Source organism: Sphingobium sp. B11D3D (assembly GCF_025961755.1).
Taxonomy (GTDB): Bacteria; Pseudomonadota; Alphaproteobacteria; order Sphingomonadales; family Sphingomonadaceae; genus Sphingobium.
Genome location: NZ_JAOQOG010000001.1, coordinates 3,409,483 through 3,434,503 on the forward strand (window position 1 = coordinate 3,409,483; position 25,021 = coordinate 3,434,503).

Genomic DNA, 25,021 nt, shown 5'->3' on the forward strand with positions numbered 1-25,021 from the left:
ACCAGTCTGCCAGCCAAATCCTCCAAAGCCAGCGCCGCATCCGGCGGCCCCACGCCGATGATGGCGCAATATCTGGCGCTCAAAGCGGAAGCCGGGGGCGACCTGCTGTTCTACCGCATGGGCGATTTTTTCGAGCTGTTCTTCGAGGACGCCAGGACCGCCGCCGCCGTGCTCGACATCGCGCTCACCACGCGCGGAGAGCATGAGGGCGAGCCAATCCCGATGTGCGGGGTGCCGGTACACAGCGCCGAGGGTTATCTGGCGCGACTCATCAAGGCGGGCCTTCGCGTCGCCATTGCCGAGCAGACCGAGACGCCCGAGCAGGCCAAGGCGCGCGGATCGAAAGCGCTGGTCGGCCGCGCCATCGTGCGCTTCGTCACCGCCGGCACGCTGACCGAGGATGCGCTGCTGGACAGCCGCCGCGCCAATCTGCTCGCCGCCGTGGGTGAAGCCGCCGGCCATTATGCCGTCGCTGCTGCCGACATTTCCACCGGTCGGCTTGACGTGGTGGCGGTGGATGCCGGCGGCATCGAGGCGGAACTGGCCCGGATCAACGCGAGCGAAGTCATTGCGCGGCCGAGCCTCGCCGATCGGCTGACCGGCGCCCTCCCCTTCGAGAATCGCGGCTTCGACAGCGCGCGGGCGGAAGCGGACATCTGCCGCCATTTCGGCGTGAAGACGGTGGAGAGCTTCGGCAGCTTCTCACGCGCGGAGCTGTCCGCCCTCGGGGGCCTGCTCGGCTATCTGGAGCATGTCGGCAAGGGGCGCATGCCCTTCCTCACCGCGCCGGTGCGGGCTGGCGCGCAGGATCACCTTGCCATCGACCCGGCCACGCGCGAGAGCCTGGAGATCGTTACGACCGCCAGCGGCCAGCGCGCCGGCAGCCTGCTCGCCACCGTGGACCGCACCGTAACCGGCGCCGGCGCGCGCCTGCTCGCGGCGGACCTCTCCGCGCCTTTGATGGACCGCGCCAAGGTGGAAGCCCGGCTCGATCTGGTGCGCTGGTTCCACGATGACGGGCCGCTGCGCGAGCTGGTCCGCACCCGCCTGCGCGCCTTGCCGGATTTGAGCCGCGCGCTCGGCCGCGTCGCCATCGGCCGGGGCAGCCCGCGCGATCTGGGGCAATTGCGCGATGGCCTCGACGGCGGCCGTGCGCTGCGCGAGCGGCTGGGCGCGCTGCCCGACCGACCGCCCCTGCTCGACGATCTGCTGCCATCGCTCGATGGTCATGGCGCGCTGGTCGATCAACTGGCCCGCGCCCTTGTGCCCGCCCCGCCGACGGAAGCGGCGCATGGCGGCTATATCGCCGATGGCTATGATGCCGCACTGGACGAGCTGCGCCGCATGGCCGGCGACGGACGCCGCGCCATTGCCGCGCTAGAAGCGCGCTATCGCGAGCAGACCGGCATCTCGGCGCTGAAGATCCGCCACAATGGCGTGCTCGGCTATCATGTCGAGGTGCCCGCCCGTCACGCCGACCAGTTGATGGCCAATGACAGCGGCTTCACCCATCGCCAGACGCTGGCGGGAGTCGTGCGGTTCAACTCGGTTGACCTGCACGAGCAGGCCAGCCGGGTCACGCAGGCCGGCGCCCATGCGCTGGCGGCCGAAGCGGCGCATTTCGAGGAACTGGTGACGCTGGTGATGGACAGCCGCACCGCCATCGCCCGCACGGCGGACGCCCTCGCCCGGATCGACGTGGCGGCGGCTCTGGCCGAGCGCGCTGTCGAAGGCGGCTGGAGCCGACCGGTCTTCGCCGAAGAGCCCTGCATCGCCATCGAGGGCGGGCGCCATCCGGTGGTGGAGGCCGCGCTGGCGAAGGACGGCACCAGCTTCGTCGCCAATGACTGCACGCTCACGCCGGACAATCGGCTGTGGCTGGTGACTGGCCCCAACATGGGCGGTAAATCGACCTTCCTGCGCCAGAACGCGCTGATCGTCATTCTCGCGCAGGCCGGCAGCTTCGTGCCCGCACGCGCCGCCCGCCTTGGGCTGGTCGACCGCCTGTTCAGCCGTGTCGGCGCCTCGGACAATCTGGCGCGCGGGCGTTCGACCTTCATGGTCGAGATGATCGAGACCGCCGCGATCCTTGCGCAGGCGACCGAGCGCAGCTTCGTGATCCTCGATGAAGTGGGCCGCGGCACGTCGACTTATGACGGCCTCGCCATCGCCTGGGCGGTGGTGGAAGCGATCCATGACAGCAATGCCTGCCGCTGCCTGTTCGCCACCCATTATCACGAGCTGACGCGCCTGGCCGAGCGCCTCGGCGCCCTCTCGCTCCACCATGTTCGCGCGCGGGAATGGAATGGCGATCTGGTGCTGCTGCACGAGCTGTCCGAAGGCCCCGCCGACCGCAGCTACGGCATCGCGGTGGCGCGGCTTGCAGGCTTGCCCGCCCCGGTGCTGGCCCGCGCCAAGGCCGTGCTCGGCAAGCTGGAGGCCGGCAAGGCGCAGACCGGCGGCATCGCGGCGGGGCTCGATGACCTGCCGCTGTTCGCCGCCACGCTCTCCGCCGCGCCAGAGGTCGCCACCGACCCGCTGCGCGACCGGCTGGACGCCATCGACGCCGATACACTCACTCCGCGCGAGGCGCTCGACCTCATCTACCAGCTGAAGCAGATCGCAACCGCGCCCGCCGCCTGAGCCCGTCGATTTGCGCGCCATGCCGAGGTTGCACCTGCAACTGCGGCAAAGCGCGCTTATATGGCACCCATGAACAAGGTGCCCGATTCGCTGCCCGGCCGCCGTGCGATCATTGATCGCCGCCAGATTGCCGATGCGCTCACTGCCCAATTGACGGAACTGAGCGATACCGCCGCGCGCCGGCAAGTGATCGTCGCGGCGCTGCGCGAGGCGCTTGCCAAGGGCCGGGAGGAAGTCTCCCACCGCCTCGCCCGCAACCCGACGCGCGGGCGCGACGCCGTGACGGCGCAGGCCTTCCTGATGGACCAGATCATCCGCCTGCTCTTCGATGCGACGGTGAAGCACCTCTACCCGATCAGCAACCGCACCGCGTCCGAGCGGCTCACCGTGGTTGCGGTGGGCGGCTATGGGCGTGGCGAAATGGCGCCCTATAGCGATGTCGATATCGGCTTCCTCACGCCCTACAAGCCGACCGAATGGACCGAGCAGGTCATCGAGAGCATGCTCTACGCGCTGTGGGATCTGGGCCTCAAGGTCGGCCACAGCAGCCGCTCGATTGACGAGACGGTGCGTATGGCGAAGTCGGACCTCACCATCCGCACCGCCCTGCTGGAATCGCGCTTCGTCTGGGGCGACCGGGGCATTTACGACGAGTGCGTCGCCCGCTTCGACAAGGATGTGATGCAGGGCACCGCCAAGACCTTCGTCACCGAGAAGCTGGCGGAGCGGGATGCCCGGCACAAGCAGATGGGCGACAGCCGCTATGTCGTCGAGCCCAATATCAAGGAGGGCAAGGGCGGCCTGCGCGATCTGCACACGCTGTTCTGGATCGGCAAATATGTGAACCGGGTGCGCACCGTCGCGGAGCTGGTCGACGTGGGCCTGCTGACCCGCGCCGAGCTTTCCCAGTTCCAGCGGGCCGAGAATTTCCTCTGGGCCGTGCGCTGCCACATGCACGAAATCTCCCGGCGCGCGGAGGACCGCCTGACCTTCGATCTGCAGATCGAAGTCGCCGAGCGCATGGGCTTCTCGCCCAAGCGCGGGCGCTCCGCCGTCGAGCGGTTCATGCACCTCTATTTTTTGATGGCCAAGACGGTGGGCGACCTCACCGGCGTGTTCCTCGCCCACCTCGATGACAAGATGGCCAGCCGCGGCCGGCGCTACATCCCGGCGATGTTCAACCGCCCGCGCAAGCTCGATGGCTTCGTGCTGGAGCGGGGCCGGATCACCATTCCCGAGGATGATTTCTTCCGCGAGCAGCCGGTGCGGATGATTGAGATCTTCTCGCTGGCGGACAAGCACGGGCTGGAGATCCACCCCGATGCGATGCGCGCGCTCAACCGCGATTCGGTGCTGATTACTCGCAAGGAGCGGGAAGACCCGCAGGCCAATGCGCTGTTCATGAACGTGCTTACCTCGCCCCGCGACCCGGAAAAGGTGCTGCGCTGGATGAACGAGGCCGGGGTGTTCGGGCGCTTCGTGCCCGACTTCGGCCGCGTGGTCGCGCAGATGCAGTTCGACATGTACCACCATTATACAGTGGACGAGCACACCATCCGGGCCATCGGCCTGCTCTCCCAGATCGAAAAGGGCGAGTTCAAGGTCGATCATCCGCTGGCGAGCGCGATCATCGAGAAGATCATCTCCCGCCGCGTGCTCTATGTCGCGGTGCTGCTGCACGATATCGCCAAGGGGCGCGGCGGCGACCACAGCATTCTCGGCGCGGAAGTAGCGACCAAGCTCTGCCCGCGCCTGGGCCTGAGCGATGCCGAGACCGAGACCGTCGCCTGGCTGGTGCGCTACCATCTGCTGATGTCCGCAACCGCGTTCAAGCGCGACCTTTCGGACTTCAAGACCATCCTCGACTTCGCCGAAGTGGTGCAGAGCCCGGAGCGGCTGCGGCTGCTGGTGATCCTGACCATCGTCGACATCCGCGCGGTCGGACCGGGCGTGTGGAACAGCTGGAAGCGCCAGCTCCTCGCCGAGCTGTACGACTCCGCCGAGGAGGTCATCCGCCCCGGCCACAAGCAGCGGGGCCGTCAGGAGCGCATCGAGGAGAAGCGCGACGCCTTGCGCGCGAGCCTGGCGCTGGACGACAAGGCCTTCGACCGGCTGGTGAAGCGTTTCCCGCAATCCTACTGGATCGCCGAATCGCAGGACATCCTGGAGCGCAACGCACGGCATCTGCTGGACGCCGGCCAGTCCGATCTCTCCATCGATGCCCGTTCCTATCCCGAGCGCGGCGCGACGCTGGTCACCGTCTACGCCTCGGATCATCCCGGGCTGTTCTACCGGATCGCCGGGGCGATTCATCTGGCCGGCGGCAACATCATCGACGCCCGCATCCACACCCTCAAGGATGGCACGGCGCTCGACAATTTCCTGGTGCAGGACCCGCTTGGCGGGCGCTTCGATGCGCCCGAGCAGTTGCAGCGGGTGAAGACCTATATCGAGGACGCGCTGCTCAACCGCCACAAGCTGATGCACAAGCTGGACGAGCGTCCGCTGGCCCGTCGGCGGGCCGAAGCCTTCCAGATCGTGCCGCAGGTGCTCATCGACAACAAGGCCTCCAACCGCTTCACCGTGGTGGAAGTCATGGCTCGCGACCGCCCTGCCCTGCTGCTCAGCCTCGCCTTTGCGCTATTCCAGTCCAAGACCATGGTCCACAGCGCGCATGTCGCCACCTTCGGCGAGCGCGCCGTCGACACCTTCTATCTGACCGATCTTCTGGGCGGAAAGCTGGAGAGCAAGACCCGCCTCGCCACACTCGAACGGCGGCTGATCGAAGCCGCCGGCAATCAGGCCGGCGAACTGATCGACACCAACAGTTTCGCCATGGCCAACTGAGGCGCGCCCCATTGCGGGATGCGCGCCTCGGCTGGCGTCTCAGTGAGAAAGCAGGATCGGGATCGGCGCCTTGGCCAGCAGCGTCCGCGTCGTGCCGCCGAACAGCTGCTCGCGCAGGCGGCTGCGGCCATAGCAGCCCATCACCGCCCAGCTCGCGCCGGAGGACCGCATGGCCTCGATCAGTTGGTCGCTCACCGCGCCAGCCTTGGGCAGGCGCCGGCTGACGACCTTGCAGCCATGCCGGTCAAGATAGGCGGCCGCCTCGTCCGGGTCGCCTTCCCCTTCCCCGATCGTCACCACCTCGACCTCGCTGGCCATGCGCAGCAGCGGGATCGCCGCCCGCAGCGCGGCATCGGCCGCGCGTGATCCATCCCAGGCGACCAGCGCCTTGCCGAAGAGATCCAAGCGCTTCTGCTCCGTCGGCACCAGCAGGACCGGCGCGGAGGTCAGCGCCGCGAGACGCGAGGCCGTGTCCCCGGTCTCGTTCACCGCGCCGAAGGCCTGCTTGCCGACGACGATCATGTCGACCAGCCGGACATTGTCCGTAATGCCCTCGTCGGACTGGCTCTGCACGCGCGCCCACTCATAGCTCACGCCTTCATTGGCGAGCCGGGGTTCGAGCGCCTCGATATTCTTGTCCTCCCGGTCGCGCTCATCCATCATCAGCACGCCGGTGCCGCCGCCCGCGCCAAAGCCGTCGGCGATCATGGGAATCTGGACGACATCGAGACACAGCAGATGCCCCTCGACCGCGCGCACAATGTCGAGCGCGGTTTGCAGGCGCGCTTCCTGACTCGGGTCGTCATGGATCAGAACCATCACCGTCTTCATGGCAGCCTCCTTGTTCACCGCATCGGGATCGTGCGAAACTGGTGCCATATTAATGCGACGGGGGCGAGGAGTCGTTGACCGGAGTCAAATCAGGCCCTTAGCTAAGGGGCTTGCGTCGGCGCGCGGCCGCGCTTATACGCCCGCGCTTCCATGTCCTATGGAAGACCGCAAGGACGGGCCGGCCAGTAAGGGCTGCCGTGTTCGTCCGTAATCGTCTGCGAGCATCCTCCGGGGTGCTTGCGCTAAGACAAAGGAGACGAAAATGCCCAAGCTCAAGACCAAGAGCGGTGTGAAGAAGCGCTTCAAATTCACCGCCACCGGCAAGGTCAAGCATGGTGTCGCCGGCAAGCGCCACCGCCTGATCAGCCACAACGCGAAGTATATTCGCCAGAATCGCGGTACGGAGGTTCTCTCCGACGCGGATGTCGCTCACGTGCGCCTCTGGGCGCCCTACGGCCTCAAGTAAGGAGCAGGCGACATGGCACGTGTCAAACGCGGTGTAACCACCAAGGCGAAGCACAAGAGGATTTTGGATCAGGCGAAGGGCTATTATGGCCGTCGCAAGAACACGATCCGCATCGCGCGTCAGGCTGTCGAAAAGGCTGGCCAGTACGCATATCGCGACCGCAAGGTGAAGAAGCGGAGCTTCCGCGCCCTGTGGATCCAGCGCATCAACGCAGCTGTCCGCATGGAAGGCCTGACCTATGGCCAGTTCATGCACGGCCTCAAGCTGGCGGGCGTCGAACTGGACCGGAAGGTTCTGGCCGACATCGCCATGCATGAAGGCGATGTGTTCAAGGGCATCATTGCCCAGGCGCGCGCGGCCCTGCCCGCAGCCTGAGCATCTGCACAATCATCCCAAAGAGGGCGTCGGATGCTTCCGGCGCCCTTTTTGTATCATTTCGGGACTCTCTGGATTTTGGTTAACGCTTCGGAAACCTTTTCCGCACTGCAGCATTGCGAGTGCGTGGGACTATAAGTGGAGAACCAAATGAAGGGACTGCTATTGGGGGTCGCGGCGACGCTCGCCCTCCCGTCCGCTGCGCAGGCAGCAACGTTCATCAACGGCGATTTCGAGACCGGTAACGATCCAGGCACCTATTTCCTCCGCCTGGGCACCGACAGCACGGCCCTGACGGGTTGGACCATCACCTCCGGCAATGTGGAGCTGATCGGCGGCTATTGGCAGTCGGGCAGCGGCAGCCGCAGTATCGATCTGAACGGCAGCGCCCAGGGCGCGATCGCACAGACGTTCGATACCATCGAAGGCATGACCTACAATGTCGACTTCCTGATGGCCGGCAATCCCGAAGGTGGGCCGGCGGTCAAGACGTTGGAAGTCGCCGCGACAGGCAATGACGGCCAGCTGTTCAGCTTCGACAATACCGGCTTCTCGAAGACCAATATGGGCTGGACGAACTACACCTACACCTTCACGGCCTCGGGCAACCTCACGACGCTCAGCTTTGCGTCGATGACCGACTCGCCCTGGACCGGCCCGGCGCTGGATGGCGTGACGGTTACCGCGATGAGCGCAGTGCCGGTACCCGAGCCGACGACCTGGGCGCTGATGCTCGGCGGTTTCGCGCTGATCGGCAGCACGCTGCGTCGTCGTCAGTCGGTCGTTCAGTTCTCCTGATCGAAACCGGGTCGCAACCATCAAAGGAAAGGGCGTCGGCGTGCCGGCGCCCTTTTCGTTTGCGGTGAATTAGGCTAGCGGACGCGGCCATGACCGACGTCACATCCCTCAAGGACGGCCTCATCGCCGACATCGCCGCCGCCGACACCCTCGATGCCGTGGAAGCGCTGCGCGTCAGCGCGCTGGGCAAGAGCGGCGCCATCACCGCCCTGCTCAAGACGCTGGGGCGGATGAGTCCGGAAGAGCGCCAGCAGCAAGGCCCCGCGATCCACGACCTGCGCGAAAGCGTGACGAGCGCTATAGCCGCCCGCAAGACCGCGCTTGAAACGGCAGCGCTCGATGCCCGCCTCGCCTCCGAGACGCTGGACATGACGCTGCCGGTGGACCTGCCGCCGCCGGGAAGCATTCACCCCGTCAGCCAGGTGATGGACGAGCTGGCCGAAATCTTCGCCGATCTGGGCTTCGCGGTCGCCACCGGCCCGGAGATCGAGGATGACTGGCGCAACTTCACCGCGCTCAACATCCCCGAGACGCACCCCGCCCGCGCGATGCACGACACCTTCTACTTCGGCGACAATGCCCGCGCGACCGGCGGCGATGGCAATCCGGCCGCGATGTTGCTGCGCACCCACACCTCGCCGGTGCAGATCCGCACCATGACGAGCACGCCACCGCCGATCCGCATCATCGCGCCCGGCCGCGTGTACCGCTCGGACAGCGACGCGACCCACACCCCGATGTTCCACCAGATCGAAGGTCTGGTGATCGACAAGGGCATCCACCTCGGCCATCTCAAATGGACGCTGGAGACCTTCCTCAAGGCGTTCTTCGAGCGTGAGGACATCGTCCTGCGCCTGCGCCCCAGCTACTTCCCCTTCACCGAGCCTTCGGTGGAAGTGGACGTCGGCTACACCATCGAGAAGGGCCAGCGGGTCATCGGCGGCAGCGGCGATGCGGAAAATGGCGGCTGGATGGAAGTGCTCGGCAGCGGCATGGTCCACCCCAATGTCATCCGCAATTGTGGGCTCGATCCCGCCGAATGGCAGGGCTTTGCCTTCGGCACCGGCGTCGACCGGCTCGCCATGCTCAAATATGGCATGAACGACCTGCGCGCCTTCTTCGACGGCGATCTGCGCTGGCTGCGCCATTACGGCTTCTCGGCGCTGGATGTGCCTACGCTGAGCGGAGGAGTGGGCGCATGAGCCAATACGACCGCATCCACTTCCCGTTCGTGTCGAGCGAAGTCGAGACACGATTAGCACTGTTCTCAGGTGTCTCGACTTCGCTCGACACGAACGGAATGGTAATTTCCCTAGGAGAACAGGCATGAAGTTCACCCTCTCCTGGCTCAAGGACCATCTCGACACCAGCGCCTCGCTGGAGGAAATCCTGCGCGCGCTCAACGATATCGGCCTTGAGGTCGAGGGCGTCGAAAACCCCGCCGAGAAGCTCGATGGCTTCCGCGTCGCAAAGGTTCTCACGGCCGCGCCGCATCCGCAGGCCGACAAGCTGCAGGTGCTGAGCGTCGATGCGGGCGACGGCCCGCTGCAGGTCGTCTGCGGCGCCCCCAATGCCCGCGCCGGCCTGATCGGCGTGTTCGGCCTGCCCGGCGCGACCGTGCCGGCCAATGGCATGGTGCTGCGGGTCGCGGCCATTCGCGGTGTCGAATCCAACGGCATGATGTGCTCCACCCGCGAATTGGAGCTGGGCGAGGATCATGAGGGCATCATCGAGCTGCCCGCCGACGCGCCCATCGGCACGCGCTTTGCCGACTATGCGCAGCTTGACGATCCGGTCATCGAGGTCTCGGTCACGCCCAACCGGCAGGATTGCATGGGCGTGCGCGGCATCGCGCGCGATCTCGCCGCCAAGGGCCTTGGCACGCTGCGACCGCTCGATGATATCATCGGCCAGCTCCCGGCAATCGACGCGCAGGGCGCAGGCCCGGACGTGCGCACGGACGATGTGGACGGCTGCCCGGCCTTCTACGCCCGCGCGGTGCGAGGCGTGCGCAACGGCGCCTCACCGGAATGGCTGCAGCGGCGCCTCAAGGCCATCGGCCAGAAGCCGATCAGCGCGCTGGTGGACATCACCAACTTCGTCATGATCGGCCTTGGCCGCCCGCTGCATGTCTATGACATGGCCCGCCTCGATGGCGGCCTCGTCGCCCGCAAGGCGAAAGCCGGCGAGCAGGTGCTGGCGCTCAACGGCAAGACCTATACGCTGGCCGAGGGCATGACGGTGATCGCGGACGCCTCCGCCGTTCACGATATCGGCGGCATCATGGGTGGCGAGCATAGCGGCGCGCAGGAGAGCACCACCGATGTGCTGATCGAATGCGCCTATTTCACGCCCGAGAGCATCGCGCGGACCGGTCAGGCGCTCAGCCTCACCTCCGATGCCCGCCAGCGCTTCGAGCGCGGTGTGGACCCGGCGTTCCTGGATGAGGGGCTGGACATCGCGACGCGGCTGGTCCTCGCCTTGTGCGGCGGCACGCCCACCGAGGCGACGCGCGCCGGCACTCCGCCGGCAGAGCCGCGCGTCATCGAGGGCTATCGGCCCGACATGGTCGATGCGCTGGCCGGCATGACGGTAAGCGCCGAACGCCAGCAGGCGATCCTCACCGCGCTCGGCTTCACCGTGGAGGCCGGCGCCAACTGGCGGATCACCATCCCGACATGGCGCCGCGACATTCACGGCACCGCCGATATCGTCGAGGAAGTCGTGCGGATCGAAGGGTTGGACAACGTCCCGTCCGTGCCCCTGCCCCGCACACCGGGGGTCGCCCGCCCGACCGTGACGCCACTGCAGCTTATCGAGCGGCGCGCCCGGCGCGCGGCCGCCGCGCGCGGCCTTAACGAGGCGATCAACTGGTCCTTCATTTCTGAAAGCGAAGCCGCGCCCTTTGGTGGCGGCGATTGGACGCTCGCCAACCCGATCAGCGAAGACATGAAGGTGATGCGGCCGACGCTGCTCGCCGGATTGCTCTCCGCCGCGCGACGCAATGCCGATCGTGGCGCATCCTCGATCCGCCTGTTCGAGATCGGCCGGCGCTATTTCCGCGCCGATGATGGCAGCAGCGACGAGAAGCTGACCCTCGGCATCCTGATGGCCGGCGAAAAAAGCCCGCGCGGCTGGCAGGGCGGCAAGGCTCGCCCGTTCGATGCCTTCGACATCAAGGCGGAGGTCATTGCGCTGCTGGCGGCCGCCGGTGCGCCTGCGGGCCGCCTGCAGATGATGGGCGAGGCTGGCGATGCCTATCATCCCGGCCAGTCCGGCACGCTGCGCCTCGGCCCCAAAAATGTGCTTGCCGCTTATGGCGTGTTGCACCCCCGCCTCGCCCGCGCCTTCGATCTCGATGGCACGGTCGTCGCAGCGGAAATTCACCTCGATGCGATCCCGGTGCCGAAGAAGACCACATTCATGCGCACGGCCTATGCGCCGCCGGCCTTGCAGGCCGTCACGCGCGATTTTGCCTTCCTCGTGCCAGCCGATCTGGAAGCCGACGCGCTGGTGCGCGCCGTGCGGGGGGCGGACAAGAACGCCATCGTCGATGCGCGCCTGTTCGATCTCTTCGCCGGGCAAGGCGTGCCGGAAGGGCAGAAGAGCCTCGCGGTGGAAGTGACTCTGCAGCCCGGGGAGAAGAGCTTCACGGATGAAGAGCTGAAGGCCATCGCCGACCGCGTGGTGGCTGCAGCCACCAAACAGGGCGCGACACTGCGCGGATAAGAACCAGAGGAGCGGCGGAAGTCCGGGTGATCAGTCCGCTTTCCGCTTCTCCTCCTCGGCCGGAGCGGGCGCCGGCGGCACGGGCAGCTTGCAGCCTCGGCTGACCGCCAGCCCGCGCAGATAGCCCCGGCGCGCGACGCCACCGTTGATGGCAGCCTGCAGGCGACGCTCGGCCCCTGCCGCGCCGCTCACCTCGCGGACGAGGCCACGGAACGGAATGATCGAGTTGACGATCGCGGCGCCACCGGCTGCCGCGAGGTTGCCGAACTTGTTTTCATTGGCCTTGCTGTTGGCGTCAAAGTCTGGTCCCAGCACCGCGTTCAGCTCGGCGATCTGGTCGACCACGGCGCGACAGCCCTTGCCGGCCGGCGCATAGGGTTGCTCGACCGCGCGGGCCAGCACCTCGGGGATTTTCGTTTTCTCGATGCCCACGTCCCGCGCGGGCTGCGTCACGATCTCGCCGGCCTTTTGCGCTGTCTTGTCCTCCTTCTCGGGCTCGTCCTGCGCAAGCGCGGGGGTTGCCGCAAGAACGGCGCTGAAAAGGGCGGCGCGGATGAGCTTGTTCATGATGACCGTGTCTCCGACCGCAACAGCTGCGGTGCCTGCAGAATTGCGATCCCTGCCATCTGGTTCCCACCTCTGGGCACAATCTCCGCCGGCGGATAGCCCCAAAAACAAGGCGGGCGCAGCCTTCGCCGCGCCCGCCCTTTTCATGTGACTGCCGGGCGTGTCACCACGCCCGTGGCAGGATCACTGATAGTTGACGCGAAGGCGCAGGCCGATCGTGCGCGGCGTCACCCGGATGCTGGAGGTGTTGAGCGTGAGCACAGCACCATCATAATCGCCGAGATTTTCGCCGAACAGCGTCAGATCATAGGCCTTGTACCGCAGGCCGATATTGGCGCTGTATACGCTATAGGCCTTCACATACTCGCCGTTGGTCTGCAGGCGGTTGCCATTGTAGGTCCATGCGACGTTGAACAGACCGTTGACGTCACCGCCAAGCGATGTCTCATAGGTCGCATCCACGCGGGCATTTTCCTCGAGCGTGTTGACCAGCCGCGTACCGGGACGCAGGTACGGCAGGCGCGCCTGCACGGCGGGATCGACCGTGTCATACTTGCCCTGGTTGATGTTCGCGACTGCGCTCAGCGTCAGCCCGTCCAGAGGCGTCCGCCAGCGCATCTCGATATCGACGCCCTTGCTGGTGCCGTCACCGAAGTTCGAGAAACCGGAAACGTTCGCGTCAAGCGTCGGCGTCGGCGTCAGCATGTCCTCGAGCTTGTTGACGTAGAAGTTCAACCCGACGTTGAGCGTGCGATCGGGCGAGCGCCACTTGATGCCGGCCTCATAGTTGGTCGAGCTTTCGGGACGGGTCTGGGTGCCGGCAGGGATGCCGACGTCCGCAAGCAGGTCCGCCTGGATCTGCGACTGCACGATGCCCGGACGGAAGCCGGTCGCCGCCGTAGCGAACACCGTCAGATCATCATTGGGCACATAGGAGAGGTTGACGCGCCAGGTCGTCACGTTCTTCTTGTTCGTGTTCGTCGTGTTGGCGTCTTCGAACGTGCGCTTGTCATGATAATAGCGCAGGCCAACCCGGGGACGCAGCTTGCCGTCGAACAGGTCGTAACCCAGTTCGCCATACACCGCCCAGTTCTTGGTGATGGTATTGTTATCGGCATTGGTGTCGATACCCGCAACGGGGATACGCAGATAGTTTTCCTGCGGGCCGCTGCCGTCCTGATAGGCGCCGCCGAGCAGCCAGTGGAACGGGCCGTCGGTCGTGGAGTTGATCCGCACTTCCTGGCTGAACATGTCCGGGAAGAACTGGCTGGAGAAGGCACCCGCCGGCGCGATCGGCACGTAAATACCGAAATTGCCCTTGAGATACGTGGTCGCACTGGAGATCGAGAAGGTATCGAAGTCCAGACCGGCCGACAGGCTGTAAAGCTTGAAGTCGCCATTGCCGAAGCTCGGCTGCGCCGCCGTGTTCGCGTAATAAGGCGGCTGGGTCGAGGCGAGACCGCCCAGGAACTGCTGGCGCGGACGGAAATGCCAGTACTGCGCGCGGATATTCAGGTTGTCGACCGGACGGAACAGCGCGACCACGCGAATGTCGTCGTCGCGCACCTCGTTCACACCCTTGCGATCCGGCGTGCCGTCGAACGCACCATAATATTCGTCCGCCCAACCCGGATTATAGGAGTGGCCACCGCTGACGCGGACAGCAAGCACGTCCTTGATGATCGGAACGGAGACGACGCCCGCGACGCCATAGTTGAGGCCACCGGCCCCGCGCGTCTGGGAGGCCTGCGCCTCGGCAGCGAACTTGATCTCGGTCAGGTCAGGATCGCGGGTGTGGAAGATGAACACACCGCCGGCCGAACCCTGGCCATAGAGCGTGCCCTGCGGACCGCGCAGAACCTCGACGCGGTCGAGGTCGAGGAAGCGGATCGGCGGCGCAATGCCGAAGTTGGTGACAACGAACGGCACGTCGTCGACATAATAGCCGATAGCCGAGTCGCCATTGGCAGCGCCGGCGCCGGCGCCGCGGATGCTGAACGAGCGCGACGCGACCGACTGGCGCTGGCTCTCGGAAATACCCGGAATCGCCGTGGCGAGGTCCGCGATATTGTTGATGTTGCGCTCCTTGAGGTCCTCACCGCTGAACGCCTGGATGGCGAGCGGCACTTCCTGCAGCGCCTGCACACCGGACTTCTGAGCGGTGACGATGATTTCGTCAGGCGCGGTATCAACACTGTTTGTGGTGGTCTGCTGTGCGCGAACTGGCGCTGCACCCATGACAGCCATCAGTGCCAAAACCGCAACACCGGCGTGAAGCCGCTTCATCATCCATCTCCTGCAAAAAACAAAATCGAGCAATCGATTGCATAGAGAGATGCATGACAATGTCCAACGCACGATGCGCGCGCAGACCAGTTTATGGCGGAGTGTTACCGAAATGCTACGGTCATCGGCGACGCGGGGGCGTCCCGATTTACGTCTATCAACCGGCTTTCAGTACAATCGATTACCGACAGCACGTCAACCCCCTTGGTGCAAGCTAGGACTGAAACACCATGCAGCCCGCTCGTGCGCGGATAGGAAGGGCGCGCGCCTTCGGTGCCCCACGCCACGCTCGCCCTGTGCAAAGCCGCGCCTTGCAGGATCGCCGCCCCAGCCCCTATAGCAGCGCCACATTTGTGCCGGCCCGACCACGCCCGGCGCGCTCGCTCCCTGGATTAAGACGCTTGCTATGACGATCCCTTCCCGCCGCACGTTCGCGATCATCTCCCACCCGGACGCGGGCAAGACGACCCTCACCGAAAAGCTGCTGCTCGCCGGCGGCGCCATTCACCTTGCCGGCGAAGTGAAGGCGCGCGGGGCCAATCGTCGCGCGCGCTCGGACTGGATGAAGATCGAGCAGCAGCGCGGCATCTCGGTGACCAGCTCGGTCATGACCTTCGAGCGCACCCAGCCCGATGGCAGCGTGATCACTTTCAACCTGCTCGACACGCCGGGGCACGAGGACTTCTCGGAAGACACCTACCGCACCCTGACCGCCGTCGACAGCGCCGTGATGGTGATCGACGCCGCCAAGGGCATCGAGCCGCAGACGCGCAAGCTCTTCGAGGTCTGTCGCCTGCGCAACGTGCCCATCATCACCTTCGTCAACAAGGTGGATCGCGAGGGGCGCGACACCTTCTCCCTGCTGGACGAAGTGGCGGACGCGCTCGCTCTGGATGTCTGCCCGATGAGCTGGCCGGTCGGCATGGGCGGCGAGTTTGAGGGCATCTACGATTTTGCCACCAACCGGCTCTACCAGCCCGTCGGCCCGAGCAAGGAGTTCGACGGCAGCTTCACCCAGTTCACAGGCCTGGACGATGAGAAACTCGCGACCGTGCTCTCCGCCGCAGGCCTCGCGCGCCTGCGGGAAGAGGCCGAACTGGCGCAGGCGGGTTATGCCGCGTTCGACCTGACCGCCTATCGCCATGGCGACCTGACGCCGGTCTATTTCGGCTCGGCCCTCAAGCGCTTTGGTGTCGGCGAGTTGATCGACGCCCTCGCTGCCCACGCCCCGCCGCCGCGCACCCAGCCGGCCGAGCCCGCGCCGGTCGAGCCCGAGCGAGGCGATGTGACCGGCTTCATCTTCAAGGTGCAGGCCAATATGGACCCGCAGCACCGCGACCGCATTGCCTTCATGCGCCTGTGCTCGGGCAAGTTCCGCCGCGGCATGAAGCTCACGCCCTCCGGCAGCGGCAAGCCGATCGCCGTCCACTCGCCGATCCTGTTCTTCGCGCAGGACCGCGAGATTGCCGACGAGGCTTTCCCCGGCGACATCATCGGCATCCCCAATCACGGCACGCTGCGGGTGGGCGACACGCTAAGCGAGAAGGCGGATGTGCGCTTCACCGGCCTGCCCAATTTCGCGCCGGAAATCCTGCGCCGCATCGCGCTCAAGGATCCGACCAAGACCAAGCAGTTGCGCAAGGCGCTGGACGACCTCTCCGAAGAGGGCGTCATCCAAGTCTTCTATCCCGAGATCGGCAGCCAGTGGATCATCGGCGTGGTCGGCCAGCTGCAGCTCGACGTGCTGATCAGCCGGCTGGAGGCGGAATACAAGGTCGGCGCGGTGCTAGAGCCGGCGCCGTTCGACACGGCCCGCTGGCTGACCGGCGAGACCAAGAAGCTGGAAGACTTCGCCAGTATCAACCGGACGAGCATGGCCAAGGATCGCGACGAGAACCCCGTCTTCCTCGCCAGATCGGCATGGGATGTGGGCTATCAGGCCGAGCGCAACCCGGACATCAGCTTCAGCGCCACACGCGAGCGCTGATCGGAGGGGTTAGCCCCGGCCTCCCTGCTCACTTACCCGACATCGCTCTTGATCAGCTTGAGTTCGGTCGGCTGGCCGCTATGCGTCATGCGCCCGTCGATCTGGCCGCCGGTGGCGATGGTGATGCGCTCGTAGCTCACATCACCGGTAATCCGGGCTGTCGCCTCCACCACCAGCTCCTCTGCCGTGATCGATCCCTCGATCAGGCCGCCGATCCGGGCACTCTTGGCCTTCACATGGCCGGCGATGCGACTTTCGGCGCCTTGCACCAGCGCCGCGCAGGCAATGTCGCCCTCGATGGTGCCATCGATGTGCATATCCACGCTGGCTTCCAGATTGCCCGTGATCCTGACATCGCTACCGAGGATCGAGAAAGGCGTGTGCTTAGCCCCGGTTGCCACTGTCGGCGACGCGCCGCTTGGCCGTTTGCTGGACTTCGAGAACATCCCTGCGTGCCTCCAGAAAGGGACGCGGATTGACGGCCGCGCCATGGACATGGACTTCGAAATGCAAGTGCGTGCCGGTCGAGCGGCCCGTGGATCCCATTCGCGCGATCTGGGTGCCGCGCGCCACCTTCTGACCCGGCTTGGCATTGAAGCCGGAGAGGTGCGCATAGAGCGTCGAGAGGCCCTTGCCATGGTCGACTTCCACGACATTGCCATAGCCATGCTTGGTGCCGACGAAGGTCACCGTGCCGGGCGCGGCGGCGAGGATGGGCTGACCCATGCGCCCCCGGAAATCGATGCCGCCGTGGAACGCGAGGCTGCCGTTGAAGGGGTCACGCCGATAGCCATAAGAACTGGTGGTCATCGGCGCGGCCGTCGGCTTGCCGGAAGGGATCGCCGCCAGCGCAGCTTCCATGGTGTTGAGACGGGTCAGCAGCAGGGCGATATCCCGCAGCTCCGGCTGGTCGGCGACAATCGAGGCGACGGGAATGAAGGGACCGCCCTGCCCCCGCTCGCGCACCGCCATGCGGGCCGGATCGAGGCCGAAACTGCGGATCGCCTTTTCTACCGCTGCAAGGCGATGTTCGACCGCGCCAGCCAGGCGCGTCTCGAGCACTTCCTGATGACGCCGTAGCGCCTCCAACCGCGAGGCCTCGGGGGACGCCGCGCTCAGCGGCTTGCTGACCTCCGGACCGTCAGCGGGCGCGTTCGCCCCGCTCTCTTCGATCCCCGTACCGAGGCTGGAGCGCAGCAGTTCATCGAGGGCCTTCTGCCGCTGCTCGATATCCTGAGCGATATCGTTCACCGACTCTCGATAGGCCTTCACCTTGGCCTGCTGGGAGAGAACCTCGGCCCGATCCCGCGCGACATGGCCGCGCTCGAGAAGCAGGCTGGCCTGATTCCACAGGATCGCGAATGTGCCGACGGCCCAGAGCAAAGCCAGCACCGCGAGCGCGCTGGCCGCGACGATCTGGAAGCGCGTGGAGATACGGATGAAGCGCACGCGTCCGCCAGTGCGGAGAAAAATCTCCCGCTCGGGCGCGAGAGACAGCAGACGTGCGATCACACCCCCGGAATTGGTTTTGTCAGCGGACAAGGATTGCTCTGTTCTATATCGTTTGAAGTGCCACGGCGGCTACCAGAGCGACTGGGCGCAAGCGAATCGCGGCGACGAGGGCTGCGATGAGTCGAAAAGTGGACACGACGAGTCGATGAGTGACAGTGGAACGGCGGCGCGTGTTCCGCGTTGGTTCGCGTCCGATTGCCACGAGACCGCCACCGGGCACTGCGTCGAGTCGCATTATTTTGCGATCCCCGTCACGCCTGCCTACCAGAGCTTGTTGGCGCGATAAATTGCAGCCTTTCGAGAAACAGGCGATACCGGGCGTTGCCATGCACGAACAGCCTGTTTATAGGCCGCTCTCAGCCGGTACGGGACGCCACTTCCCCCGGTGAGCGCGGAGACGTGGGTGAGTGGCTGAAACCAGCGGTTTGCTAAACCGTCGTAGCCTTAAGGGGCTACCGAGGGTTCGAATCCCTCCGTCTCCGCCAGATCCTGGATCTTAGTGATCCCCGTCAATCTAGCCTGAATGCGCGAACTCCGGTTTTATCAAATTGCGCGCCCGCAGTAGTTTGTCGGAAATCGCGTGCACTCAGCCGGTTTTGGAACTGATTTCACCTGCGGCCATAGCATAGCCGCACTCTCTAAACCTTCGCTCTTTCCTAGGCCTTCGCCTGTGGCGTGGCTTTTCACGTGAATGCCCGGGTTGGGTCTGGATGGGGACCATCTGCGCGGCCTTGGCCCTTGGGCTATTCCGGTCCGCGTAGCGCCATCGCGCTCTTGGGCAGTTCTGCCTACATTGGCCGCACCGATAACCAACGATTCGTTACGACCCATGGACGCAGCACCGCTTTAGCGGCCCACGCCGGGCCAGCAGCCCCTCGGTTCCGGTCGACTGTCCCGTCTAGTCCGACCGCAACTATGCAGGCCGAAAGAGTCGAAGGCGGCGATCGGCTACGGCGTCATAAACTACCACTCAAGAGCCCGATTGCCGGATCGCCCGAGCCGCGAGGAAGAAGTGGAGCGCAGACCACACAGGCAGCAGAACGCTCGTCATAAGCGCATAACGAATGCCGCTTGTGGACGCAGCGGTGCAGGCGCTTTGAACGGCGGCGACGGTCGAAACGGTTTTGCTGCCGCACAGTGCGGCATAATTTCCATCCGCAAAGAGGGCGTTGGCATAGAGATCGCTGATAAAACCGATGAGCGCGGGCCCCAAGCCGACCCCGACCAAGGTGGTGACAAAGAAGAAGACAAACGCCGCCGTCGCGCGCATTCTCGGCCCCACCATATTCTGGAAGGCCACAAGCGTCGGCACATTGTGAAAGAAGGCCAGAACGGCGCCGCTGATGAGCAAAACGAGTGCCAGCATGGGATGCCCCACGCCATAGCCTGCCAGCGTGAACGGCGCGCCGACCAGCACGCCGAGCGCGGGGAGCAGCGCATACCATTGGGCGCCCCATCTCGAAATCAGGTCCACGCCAAATCCGGCGATGGCGAGGCCCAGCGTCGCCGCGATGCCGCTCTGGACGGCGTAGAACACGCCAACCTGGCTCAAACTCAAATCATGCACACGCATGAAGAAGGGCGCATAAAAGGCGCCGGAGCCATACATGCCGAGCGTGACGAGAGCCAACCCGATCAGCATGTGGCGAAACTCGGGCCGGGCGGCCATCATCTTGAGCACCGCCCGCAGCGGGGGTGGTTCGCTCTTTGCCTCTGCAAGATCCGGATCGGACAGGCCGCGTGGCGGCTCTCGCAGTGTCAGTCGGAAGAGAAGCGCCACGACGAGCCCGGGCGCTGCGATGCAGATGATCGCCGCGCGCCAGCCATAGGTCGATCCTATCCACCCCGCCGTGAGCGCACCGATCACGGAACCGACCGGGTTGCCGAGCTTCATGACGGTCATCACGGCCCCTCGCCGCTCCTTGGGGAAATGATCCGCGAGGAGCGAAACCGCGGGCGCCTGCACGCCGGCCTCGCCGATGCCGACCCCCACGCGTAACAAGAAGAGCTGCCAGAAATTTGCAGCCATGCCGCAGGCCACCGTCGCGGCCGAAAACAGGGCGACCGATATGGAGATGATATTGATCCGGCTGCGGCGCTCGGCCAGTCGCGCGATCGGCAATCCCATTGTGCTGTAGAGAATGGCGAAGCTGAGGCCGCTCAGGATGCCGAGCTGGAAATCGGAGAGACCCAGGTCGTCCTTGATCGCCTGGCCCAGCGTGGCAACGATGACCCGGTCAATGAAGCCGAATGCGCTGACCGCCATGGTGAGAGCGAGTAGCCACGCGCGATAACCAGGCCCGAATTGCGACTTGCCTGCAGGCTTTGGAAGGCCTTCAGCCTGCATGATATCACCCTCTCGATCTGGCGTGGTCGAAGGACCGGACATGGCCTTGCTTCCCCTCGCGCGCGCTTATGCTTTCCAACAGCCGATGTTTTGCGGCTGCCTCGATCATGGCCGCAGACGGATGCCGCGTGCAAGATTCGCTCTCAGCAGCACGACAGGTTCAGACGGTTATGCTGAACCGGATGAATCCCGCCGCATGAGCGGGCGGCGATAGGAGATATCGTCCCTGTCCCACCGTCCATTGCCCGGCGGGTTCGCGAGTTCGCGACGAGGGCCCGTCGGAACGGTCACGCCCATTTCCGGCAGGAATTCCCGCAGGGCAATCCGCCACTCACCATTGCGGCGCTCGAACTGGTCTATGTACCGGCCGCTGCCGATGTTCTGCAGATCCTGTTTCTGGCGCAGCATGTAGATCACATAGCTGCTGACATGCGCCCGATCCCCGTCGAGATCGATGTTCACATTGGTGATGTGATGTTGGTGGCAGACATAACGCTCTTCGTGCCGCTGGTTGCCCCAGTCTACGAACGCGTCTGTCGGCCCTGAAAAATCGTCGAGATAATTGATCTCCGCGTCCGGCCAGAAAGCACTGGCGATGACCGCATCGTCATGACGGTCGAGACCGCGAGTATAGCGGCGGAGGACTTCGCGAATGTCTTCCATGTCGAGCAAGCGCTCGAGGCGCGCCTGAAGATCGGGGGAATCGATATTGGCCATCACGGCATCCTCTCTTGTCACATCGGCACCAGCGCTCGTCATGTCGCGAGCATCCTGGAAGGCAGCCAAGCCAAGGCCACCTTCTGAAATTTAGTTATCACGTTAATTCAATGTGTCGCTGAGGCCCTCAGGTGTCAAGCGGATATCGCGCGTGGCAGTGCGGAAGCCTGGGCCCGCCTCGCATGGGCAGGCAGGCTTCGATCAACAGAATGAGATTCTGATAATTATAAACAGATATATCAATATTTTAACTAGCAATCTCGCAATTGTCCGGGCGCGACGACATCTCGACGGTTAGAGCTTTGGGGACGCTAAGATCACATCGGCCGGCGATCCTGCCTCCTCGACCATGGCGATCAATCATGTTGCCGGCTAGCAGTTATCATGTTAACTCGATGCCAAGCCCGCAAAGCGAGTCGAGCAGGAGGGCTGTGGATGAGGGAGGATGTAAGGCCGTGCGACGGTCCGCTCTGAACGCGCAGACGCAAGGCCAGCTGTGTGGCCCTGTGACAGGCGGTGAGAACCGGAAAGGCAAGTGTCGACATCATTGATCATTCGTTGCCGCGCGGCTTCAGGCGAAGGCGCGAAAGCGATGGGGCATGAGCGCGATGCCGGATTTCTGGCGCGCGCTTTCTAGAAATGGAGTGGTTGCGTGAATTCTGAATCTAGTCTGCAGGAGATGATCGATGAGCGTCTCATCACCAAGGTGCTCAGCCGCTATTGGCGCGGTGTCGATCGCTGCGACGTCGACCTCATCATGTCGGCCTTCCATTCCGACGCCATCGATCATCATGCCGGGCACGACCGGCTGGCGCATGATTTCGCAAAAGCCGCGGTCGAGCGCATGCCGCTGGTCGCACCGGGCGGCACCCAGCACCATGTGACGAATATCTCGATCGAAGTGGATGGGGACACCGCCTGGTGTGAGGCCTATTACCATGCCATCCACAATGCCGGCGCCCAGCTCAACCAGATGTTCGGGCGCTATGTCCACCGCTTCGAGCGCCGCGAGGGAGAATGGAAGATCGCGGAACGCTGGGCCGTTCTCGACTTTACCCACACCGGACCGCGCACGCCGTTCGGTTCCGAAAACAACCCGGCAACGCTGCGTGGGCAGGCCGACAAAACCGACATTTCCTACCAGCGGTTCAGCTGAGCCGAGCCGAACCCGCGCCTGAGAACGACTTTGGGCGGTCGCGCTGAGAAAGACGATCGCCCACAGGACCGCCCGATCAAAGGGCGGCCGCACCGAAAAGAAAAACGAGAGGAGAGATGAGCATGACCAAGAAAGGAAAGGGCATCGTCTGCCGGACCAGTCTGTTCGCGATGGGGATCGCCTTGTCGAGCGCCGCTGGCGCGCAGGCGCCGCAGGCTTCGACCAGCGGTCAGACCGAGAGCGCGTCGACGGCCAGAGACGTCGAGACGATCATGGTGACTGCGCAGTTTCGTGAGCAGAACCTGCAGGACACGCCGCTGGCCATCACCGCTGTATCCGGGGCGATGCTCGAAGCGCGCAGCCAGACCAGCATCGCCGATGTCGCCAATCAGGCGCCCTCGGTCACCCTCAAGCCGCAGGGCGCATCCTATGGCTCCTCGCTCGTCGGGAACATCCGTGGCGTCGGCCAGCAAGACTTCAGCGCCGCGCTGGAACCCGGCGTGGGCCTGTATGTCGACGACGTCTATTATGCGACGCTGACTGGTTCCATCCTCGACCTGCTCGATCTTGACCGGGTCGAGATCCTGCGTGGCCCGCAGGGCACGCTGGCCGGCAAGAACTCGATCGGCGGCGCGGTAAAGCTCTACTCGAGGCGGCCGACCGGATCGAACACCGGCTATGTGGCCGCGACCTATGGCAGCCGCAACCGGATCGACCTGCGTGGATCGGCCGACTTCAAGCTGACCGATACCATCAGCGCGCGGATCGCCGGCGTTTCCAAGAAGCAAGACGGCTATATCAAGCGGCTGGATTTTGGCTGCCTGTTCCCTGCTGGCGGCCCGACGACGGTCGTCAACAATGCTGGCGCGACGGTTCCGATCAATCCTGCAGGCGGCATCCCGCGCATGACGGCGTCCGACAACTGCGAACTCGGCCGCGAGGGTGGTGTGGGATACACGGCGGCGCGCGGCCAGCTGCGCTTTCAGCCAAGCAGCGACCTCGATATCAATATCGCCGTCGATTACACCAATGAGGACCGCGTCAATGCCGGCAACGTCCTGCTGGACCGGAGCATCGCCGGGGTTCGGCGCAGTCCGAATTTCACGGATCGGCTGCCCGGCAATCCGCGGGGCGCGACGGATATCAACCCCTTTGGCGGGGTCATTCCTTATGACGCCCGCTTCGTCTGCGGCAACTATTGCAATTACGCCACCTATATCGGCGCGCCGGACAGTTCGACGGGCCCTCAGGGCGCCTTCGCGAACACCGGGGGCGTGAGGGCCGGAACTTATTATGACGGCCGGCTCACCTACGAGGGTTGGGGCATCTCCGGGCAGATCGAATATGATCTGTCGGACGATCTGCAACTGGTCTCGATCACGGCCTACCGGGCCTATCATTCCAAATGGGATGCGGACGACGACCTCTCGCCGCTCGCACACCAGAACAATACCAGCAAGCTGCGTTACTGGCAGTTCACCCAGGAACTGCGCCTCAACGGATCGTTCTTCGAGGATGCCCTCCAATATACAGTCGGCGGCTTCTACATGAAGCAGTTCTCGAGCATTCTCGCCGGTTCCGATATTCGCTACACGACCGATCCGGCCTTCTTCAACAACGATCCTACCGATGCCAACACCAAGGCGGCGTTTCTCCACCTTGCATGGAAGCCAGTCGATCGGCTGACCCTGTCGGCGGGCCTGCGCTATACCGATGAGTATAAGCGCTATGAATTCGGTCGCCGTCTGCCGGATGGCAGCCCCCTGCCCGCTGGCTCGGCGGTCGGTGCGCTGGATGGCCGCGTGGGCATCTATGATGGCCCGATCAGCACCAATTTCGATTACCGCCTGAATGCGCAATATGAGATCACGCCTGACATTTCGATTTATGGTCAGGTGGCGACAGGCATCAAGGGCGGCGGCATCAATCCCCGCCCCTTCAACTTCGCGCAGGTGCTGCCCTTCGGACCGGAGAAGCAGACGACCTACGAACTCGGCTTCAAGAGCGACCTGTTCGACCGGCGGGTGCGGCTCAACGCGGCCTTCTTCTTCTCCAAATATTCCGACATTCAGCTCAGCCTGTCGAACTGCATCGCCATCGTGGGCGCGACGCTGGGTTCGCCCTGCAACCTCATCACCAACTCGGGCGACGCCGATGTGAAGGGGTTCGAGGTCGAGGCTTCGGTCCGGCCGGTCGAGGGCATGATGATCGACGGCGCCGTCAGCTTCGTCGATTTCGATTACACCAGTTTCCGCACCTTCGGCACGGCGACGGTCGGTGGCCCGGGCAACCCGGCCGGCCCGCAGTTCGGCGATTATCCGCTCTATACGCCACGCTGGAAGTGGAGCATCGGAGCGCAATATGAGATCGATCTTGGCGATGCGGGGTCACTGACGCCACGCATCGACACCTCGTTCCAGGACGAGATCTACTTCGGCGTCAATCTGCCGACGAGCCTGATCGACAGCTACGTCGTCTCCAATGCCCGACTGACGTGGAGCAATGCAGATGGAGACCTGGACGTCTCGGCTGAAGTCACGAACCTGTTCGACAAATATTATCTGCTGACCGGCTTCGACCGGTCGAGCGGTGCGGCGGGCTTCTCCATCGCGCAACCCGGCCGTCCGCGGGAATGGGCCGTGACCGTGAAGAAGAGGTTCTGAGCCTCATCGGTACGGGCAGAATGCGGGTGCGGCAGCCATGTCGCACCCGCATCCGCTCGCAGCGAGCCAGCCTGTAGAGGACGCCATTGTCCCGAGC

18 protein-coding genes and 1 tRNA gene are annotated in these 25,021 nt (G+C 64.6%); 12 read left to right on the forward strand and 7 right to left on the reverse strand.

What is annotated here, in order from left to right; translation table 11 throughout:
• Window positions 1-57 precede the first annotated feature (57 nt).
• Window positions 58-2,643 carry a DNA mismatch repair protein MutS gene (gene mutS, locus M2334_RS15840; protein ID WP_264606102.1) on the forward strand — a complete coding sequence of 862 codons (2,586 nt, stop codon included), beginning with the start codon at window positions 58-60 and terminating at the stop codon, window positions 2,641-2,643.
• Between the two features lie 69 nt (window positions 2,644-2,712).
• A complete protein-coding gene (locus tag M2334_RS15845) occupies window positions 2,713-5,490 on the forward strand; it encodes a [protein-PII] uridylyltransferase (protein WP_264605925.1) in 2,778 nt (925 codons plus the stop codon).
• 39 nt (window positions 5,491-5,529) lie between these two features.
• Here M2334_RS15845 and M2334_RS15850 read toward each other — a convergent pair whose 3' ends face one another.
• Window positions 5,530-6,369, reverse strand: coding sequence for a universal stress protein (locus M2334_RS15850; RefSeq protein ID WP_184117271.1), 840 nt, complete (start codon window positions 6,367-6,369; stop codon window positions 5,530-5,532).
• 214 nt (window positions 6,370-6,583) lie between these two features.
• On the opposite strand from M2334_RS15850, the gene rpmI reads away from it, so the two are divergent.
• The 6 genes from rpmI (at window position 6,584) to pheT (ending at window position 11,689) form a co-directional block, all read left to right on the forward strand.
• Complete coding sequence (gene rpmI / locus M2334_RS15855) at window positions 6,584-6,787, forward strand: 50S ribosomal protein L35 (RefSeq protein ID WP_014078133.1); 204 nt, start codon at window positions 6,584-6,586, stop codon at window positions 6,785-6,787.
• Between the two features lie 12 nt (window positions 6,788-6,799).
• Entirely contained in the window at window positions 6,800-7,162 is a 363-nt protein-coding gene (gene rplT / locus M2334_RS15860) for a 50S ribosomal protein L20 (RefSeq protein WP_181560727.1), read from the forward strand.
• A gap of 150 nt (window positions 7,163-7,312) precedes the next feature.
• A complete protein-coding gene (locus M2334_RS15865) occupies window positions 7,313-7,960 on the forward strand; it encodes a choice-of-anchor C family PEP-CTERM protein (RefSeq protein ID WP_264571384.1) in 648 nt (215 codons plus the stop codon).
• An 89-nt stretch (window positions 7,961-8,049) separates the two neighbouring features.
• Entirely contained in the window at window positions 8,050-9,162 is a 1,113-nt protein-coding gene (gene pheS, locus M2334_RS15870) for a phenylalanine--tRNA ligase subunit alpha (protein ID WP_264571385.1), read from the forward strand.
• Window positions 9,159-9,290, forward strand: a complete 132-nt coding sequence (locus tag M2334_RS15875) for a hypothetical protein (protein WP_264605926.1) — start codon at window positions 9,159-9,161, stop codon at window positions 9,288-9,290. Before pheS ends, M2334_RS15875 begins: the two co-directional genes overlap by 4 nt.
• Entirely contained in the window at window positions 9,287-11,689 is a 2,403-nt protein-coding gene (gene pheT, locus M2334_RS15880) for a phenylalanine--tRNA ligase subunit beta (protein WP_264605927.1), read from the forward strand. Before M2334_RS15875 ends, pheT begins: the two co-directional genes overlap by 4 nt.
• Before the next feature lie 30 nt (window positions 11,690-11,719).
• Here the strand turns inward: pheT and M2334_RS15885 are convergent, their stop codons facing one another.
• Window positions 11,720-12,256: a hypothetical protein gene (locus tag M2334_RS15885; protein ID WP_264605928.1), complete on the reverse strand. Its 537-nt coding sequence runs from the start codon at window positions 12,254-12,256 to the stop codon at window positions 11,720-11,722.
• A 183-nt stretch (window positions 12,257-12,439) separates the two neighbouring features.
• Complete coding sequence (locus M2334_RS15890; protein ID WP_264605929.1) at window positions 12,440-14,542, reverse strand: TonB-dependent receptor; 2,103 nt, start codon at window positions 14,540-14,542, stop codon at window positions 12,440-12,442.
• Window positions 14,543-14,948: 406 nt separating this feature from the next.
• Here M2334_RS15890 and M2334_RS15895 point away from each other — a divergent pair, with 406 nt between their 5' ends.
• Window positions 14,949-16,529, forward strand: a complete 1,581-nt coding sequence (locus tag M2334_RS15895) for a peptide chain release factor 3 (protein WP_264605930.1) — start codon at window positions 14,949-14,951, stop codon at window positions 16,527-16,529.
• A gap of 32 nt (window positions 16,530-16,561) precedes the next feature.
• Here the strand turns inward: M2334_RS15895 and M2334_RS15900 are convergent, their stop codons facing one another.
• A complete protein-coding gene (locus M2334_RS15900) occupies window positions 16,562-16,975 on the reverse strand; it encodes a bactofilin family protein (protein ID WP_264595297.1) in 414 nt (137 codons plus the stop codon).
• Window positions 16,914-18,071: a M23 family metallopeptidase gene (locus M2334_RS15905; protein WP_264595298.1), complete on the reverse strand. Its 1,158-nt coding sequence runs from the start codon at window positions 18,069-18,071 to the stop codon at window positions 16,914-16,916. Before M2334_RS15905 ends, M2334_RS15900 begins: the two co-directional genes overlap by 62 nt.
• A 363-nt stretch (window positions 18,072-18,434) precedes the next feature.
• Here M2334_RS15905 and M2334_RS15910 point away from each other — a divergent pair.
• Window positions 18,435-18,526 (forward strand) — tRNA-Ser (locus M2334_RS15910).
• Between the two features lie 485 nt (window positions 18,527-19,011).
• Here the strand turns inward: M2334_RS15910 and M2334_RS15915 are convergent.
• Together M2334_RS15915 and M2334_RS15920 are read right to left on the reverse strand one after the other, a co-directional pair.
• Window positions 19,012-20,307: a spinster family MFS transporter gene (locus M2334_RS15915; protein ID WP_264605931.1), complete on the reverse strand. Its 1,296-nt coding sequence runs from the start codon at window positions 20,305-20,307 to the stop codon at window positions 19,012-19,014.
• A gap of 249 nt (window positions 20,308-20,556) precedes the next feature.
• Window positions 20,557-21,147 (reverse strand): nuclear transport factor 2 family protein, encoded by a 591-nt coding sequence (locus M2334_RS15920; protein ID WP_264605932.1) that lies wholly within the window; start codon window positions 21,145-21,147, stop codon window positions 20,557-20,559.
• Between the two features lie 610 nt (window positions 21,148-21,757).
• On the opposite strand from M2334_RS15920, the gene M2334_RS15925 reads away from it, so the two are divergent.
• On the forward strand, window positions 21,758-22,261 hold the full coding sequence (locus M2334_RS15925; protein ID WP_264605933.1) for a nuclear transport factor 2 family protein: 504 nt from the start codon (window positions 21,758-21,760) through the stop codon (window positions 22,259-22,261).
• Window positions 22,262-22,383: 122 nt separating this feature from the next.
• Window positions 22,384-24,924, forward strand: a complete 2,541-nt coding sequence (locus M2334_RS15930) for a TonB-dependent receptor (protein ID WP_264605934.1) — start codon at window positions 22,384-22,386, stop codon at window positions 24,922-24,924.
• Window positions 24,925-25,021: the final 97 nt, after the last annotated feature.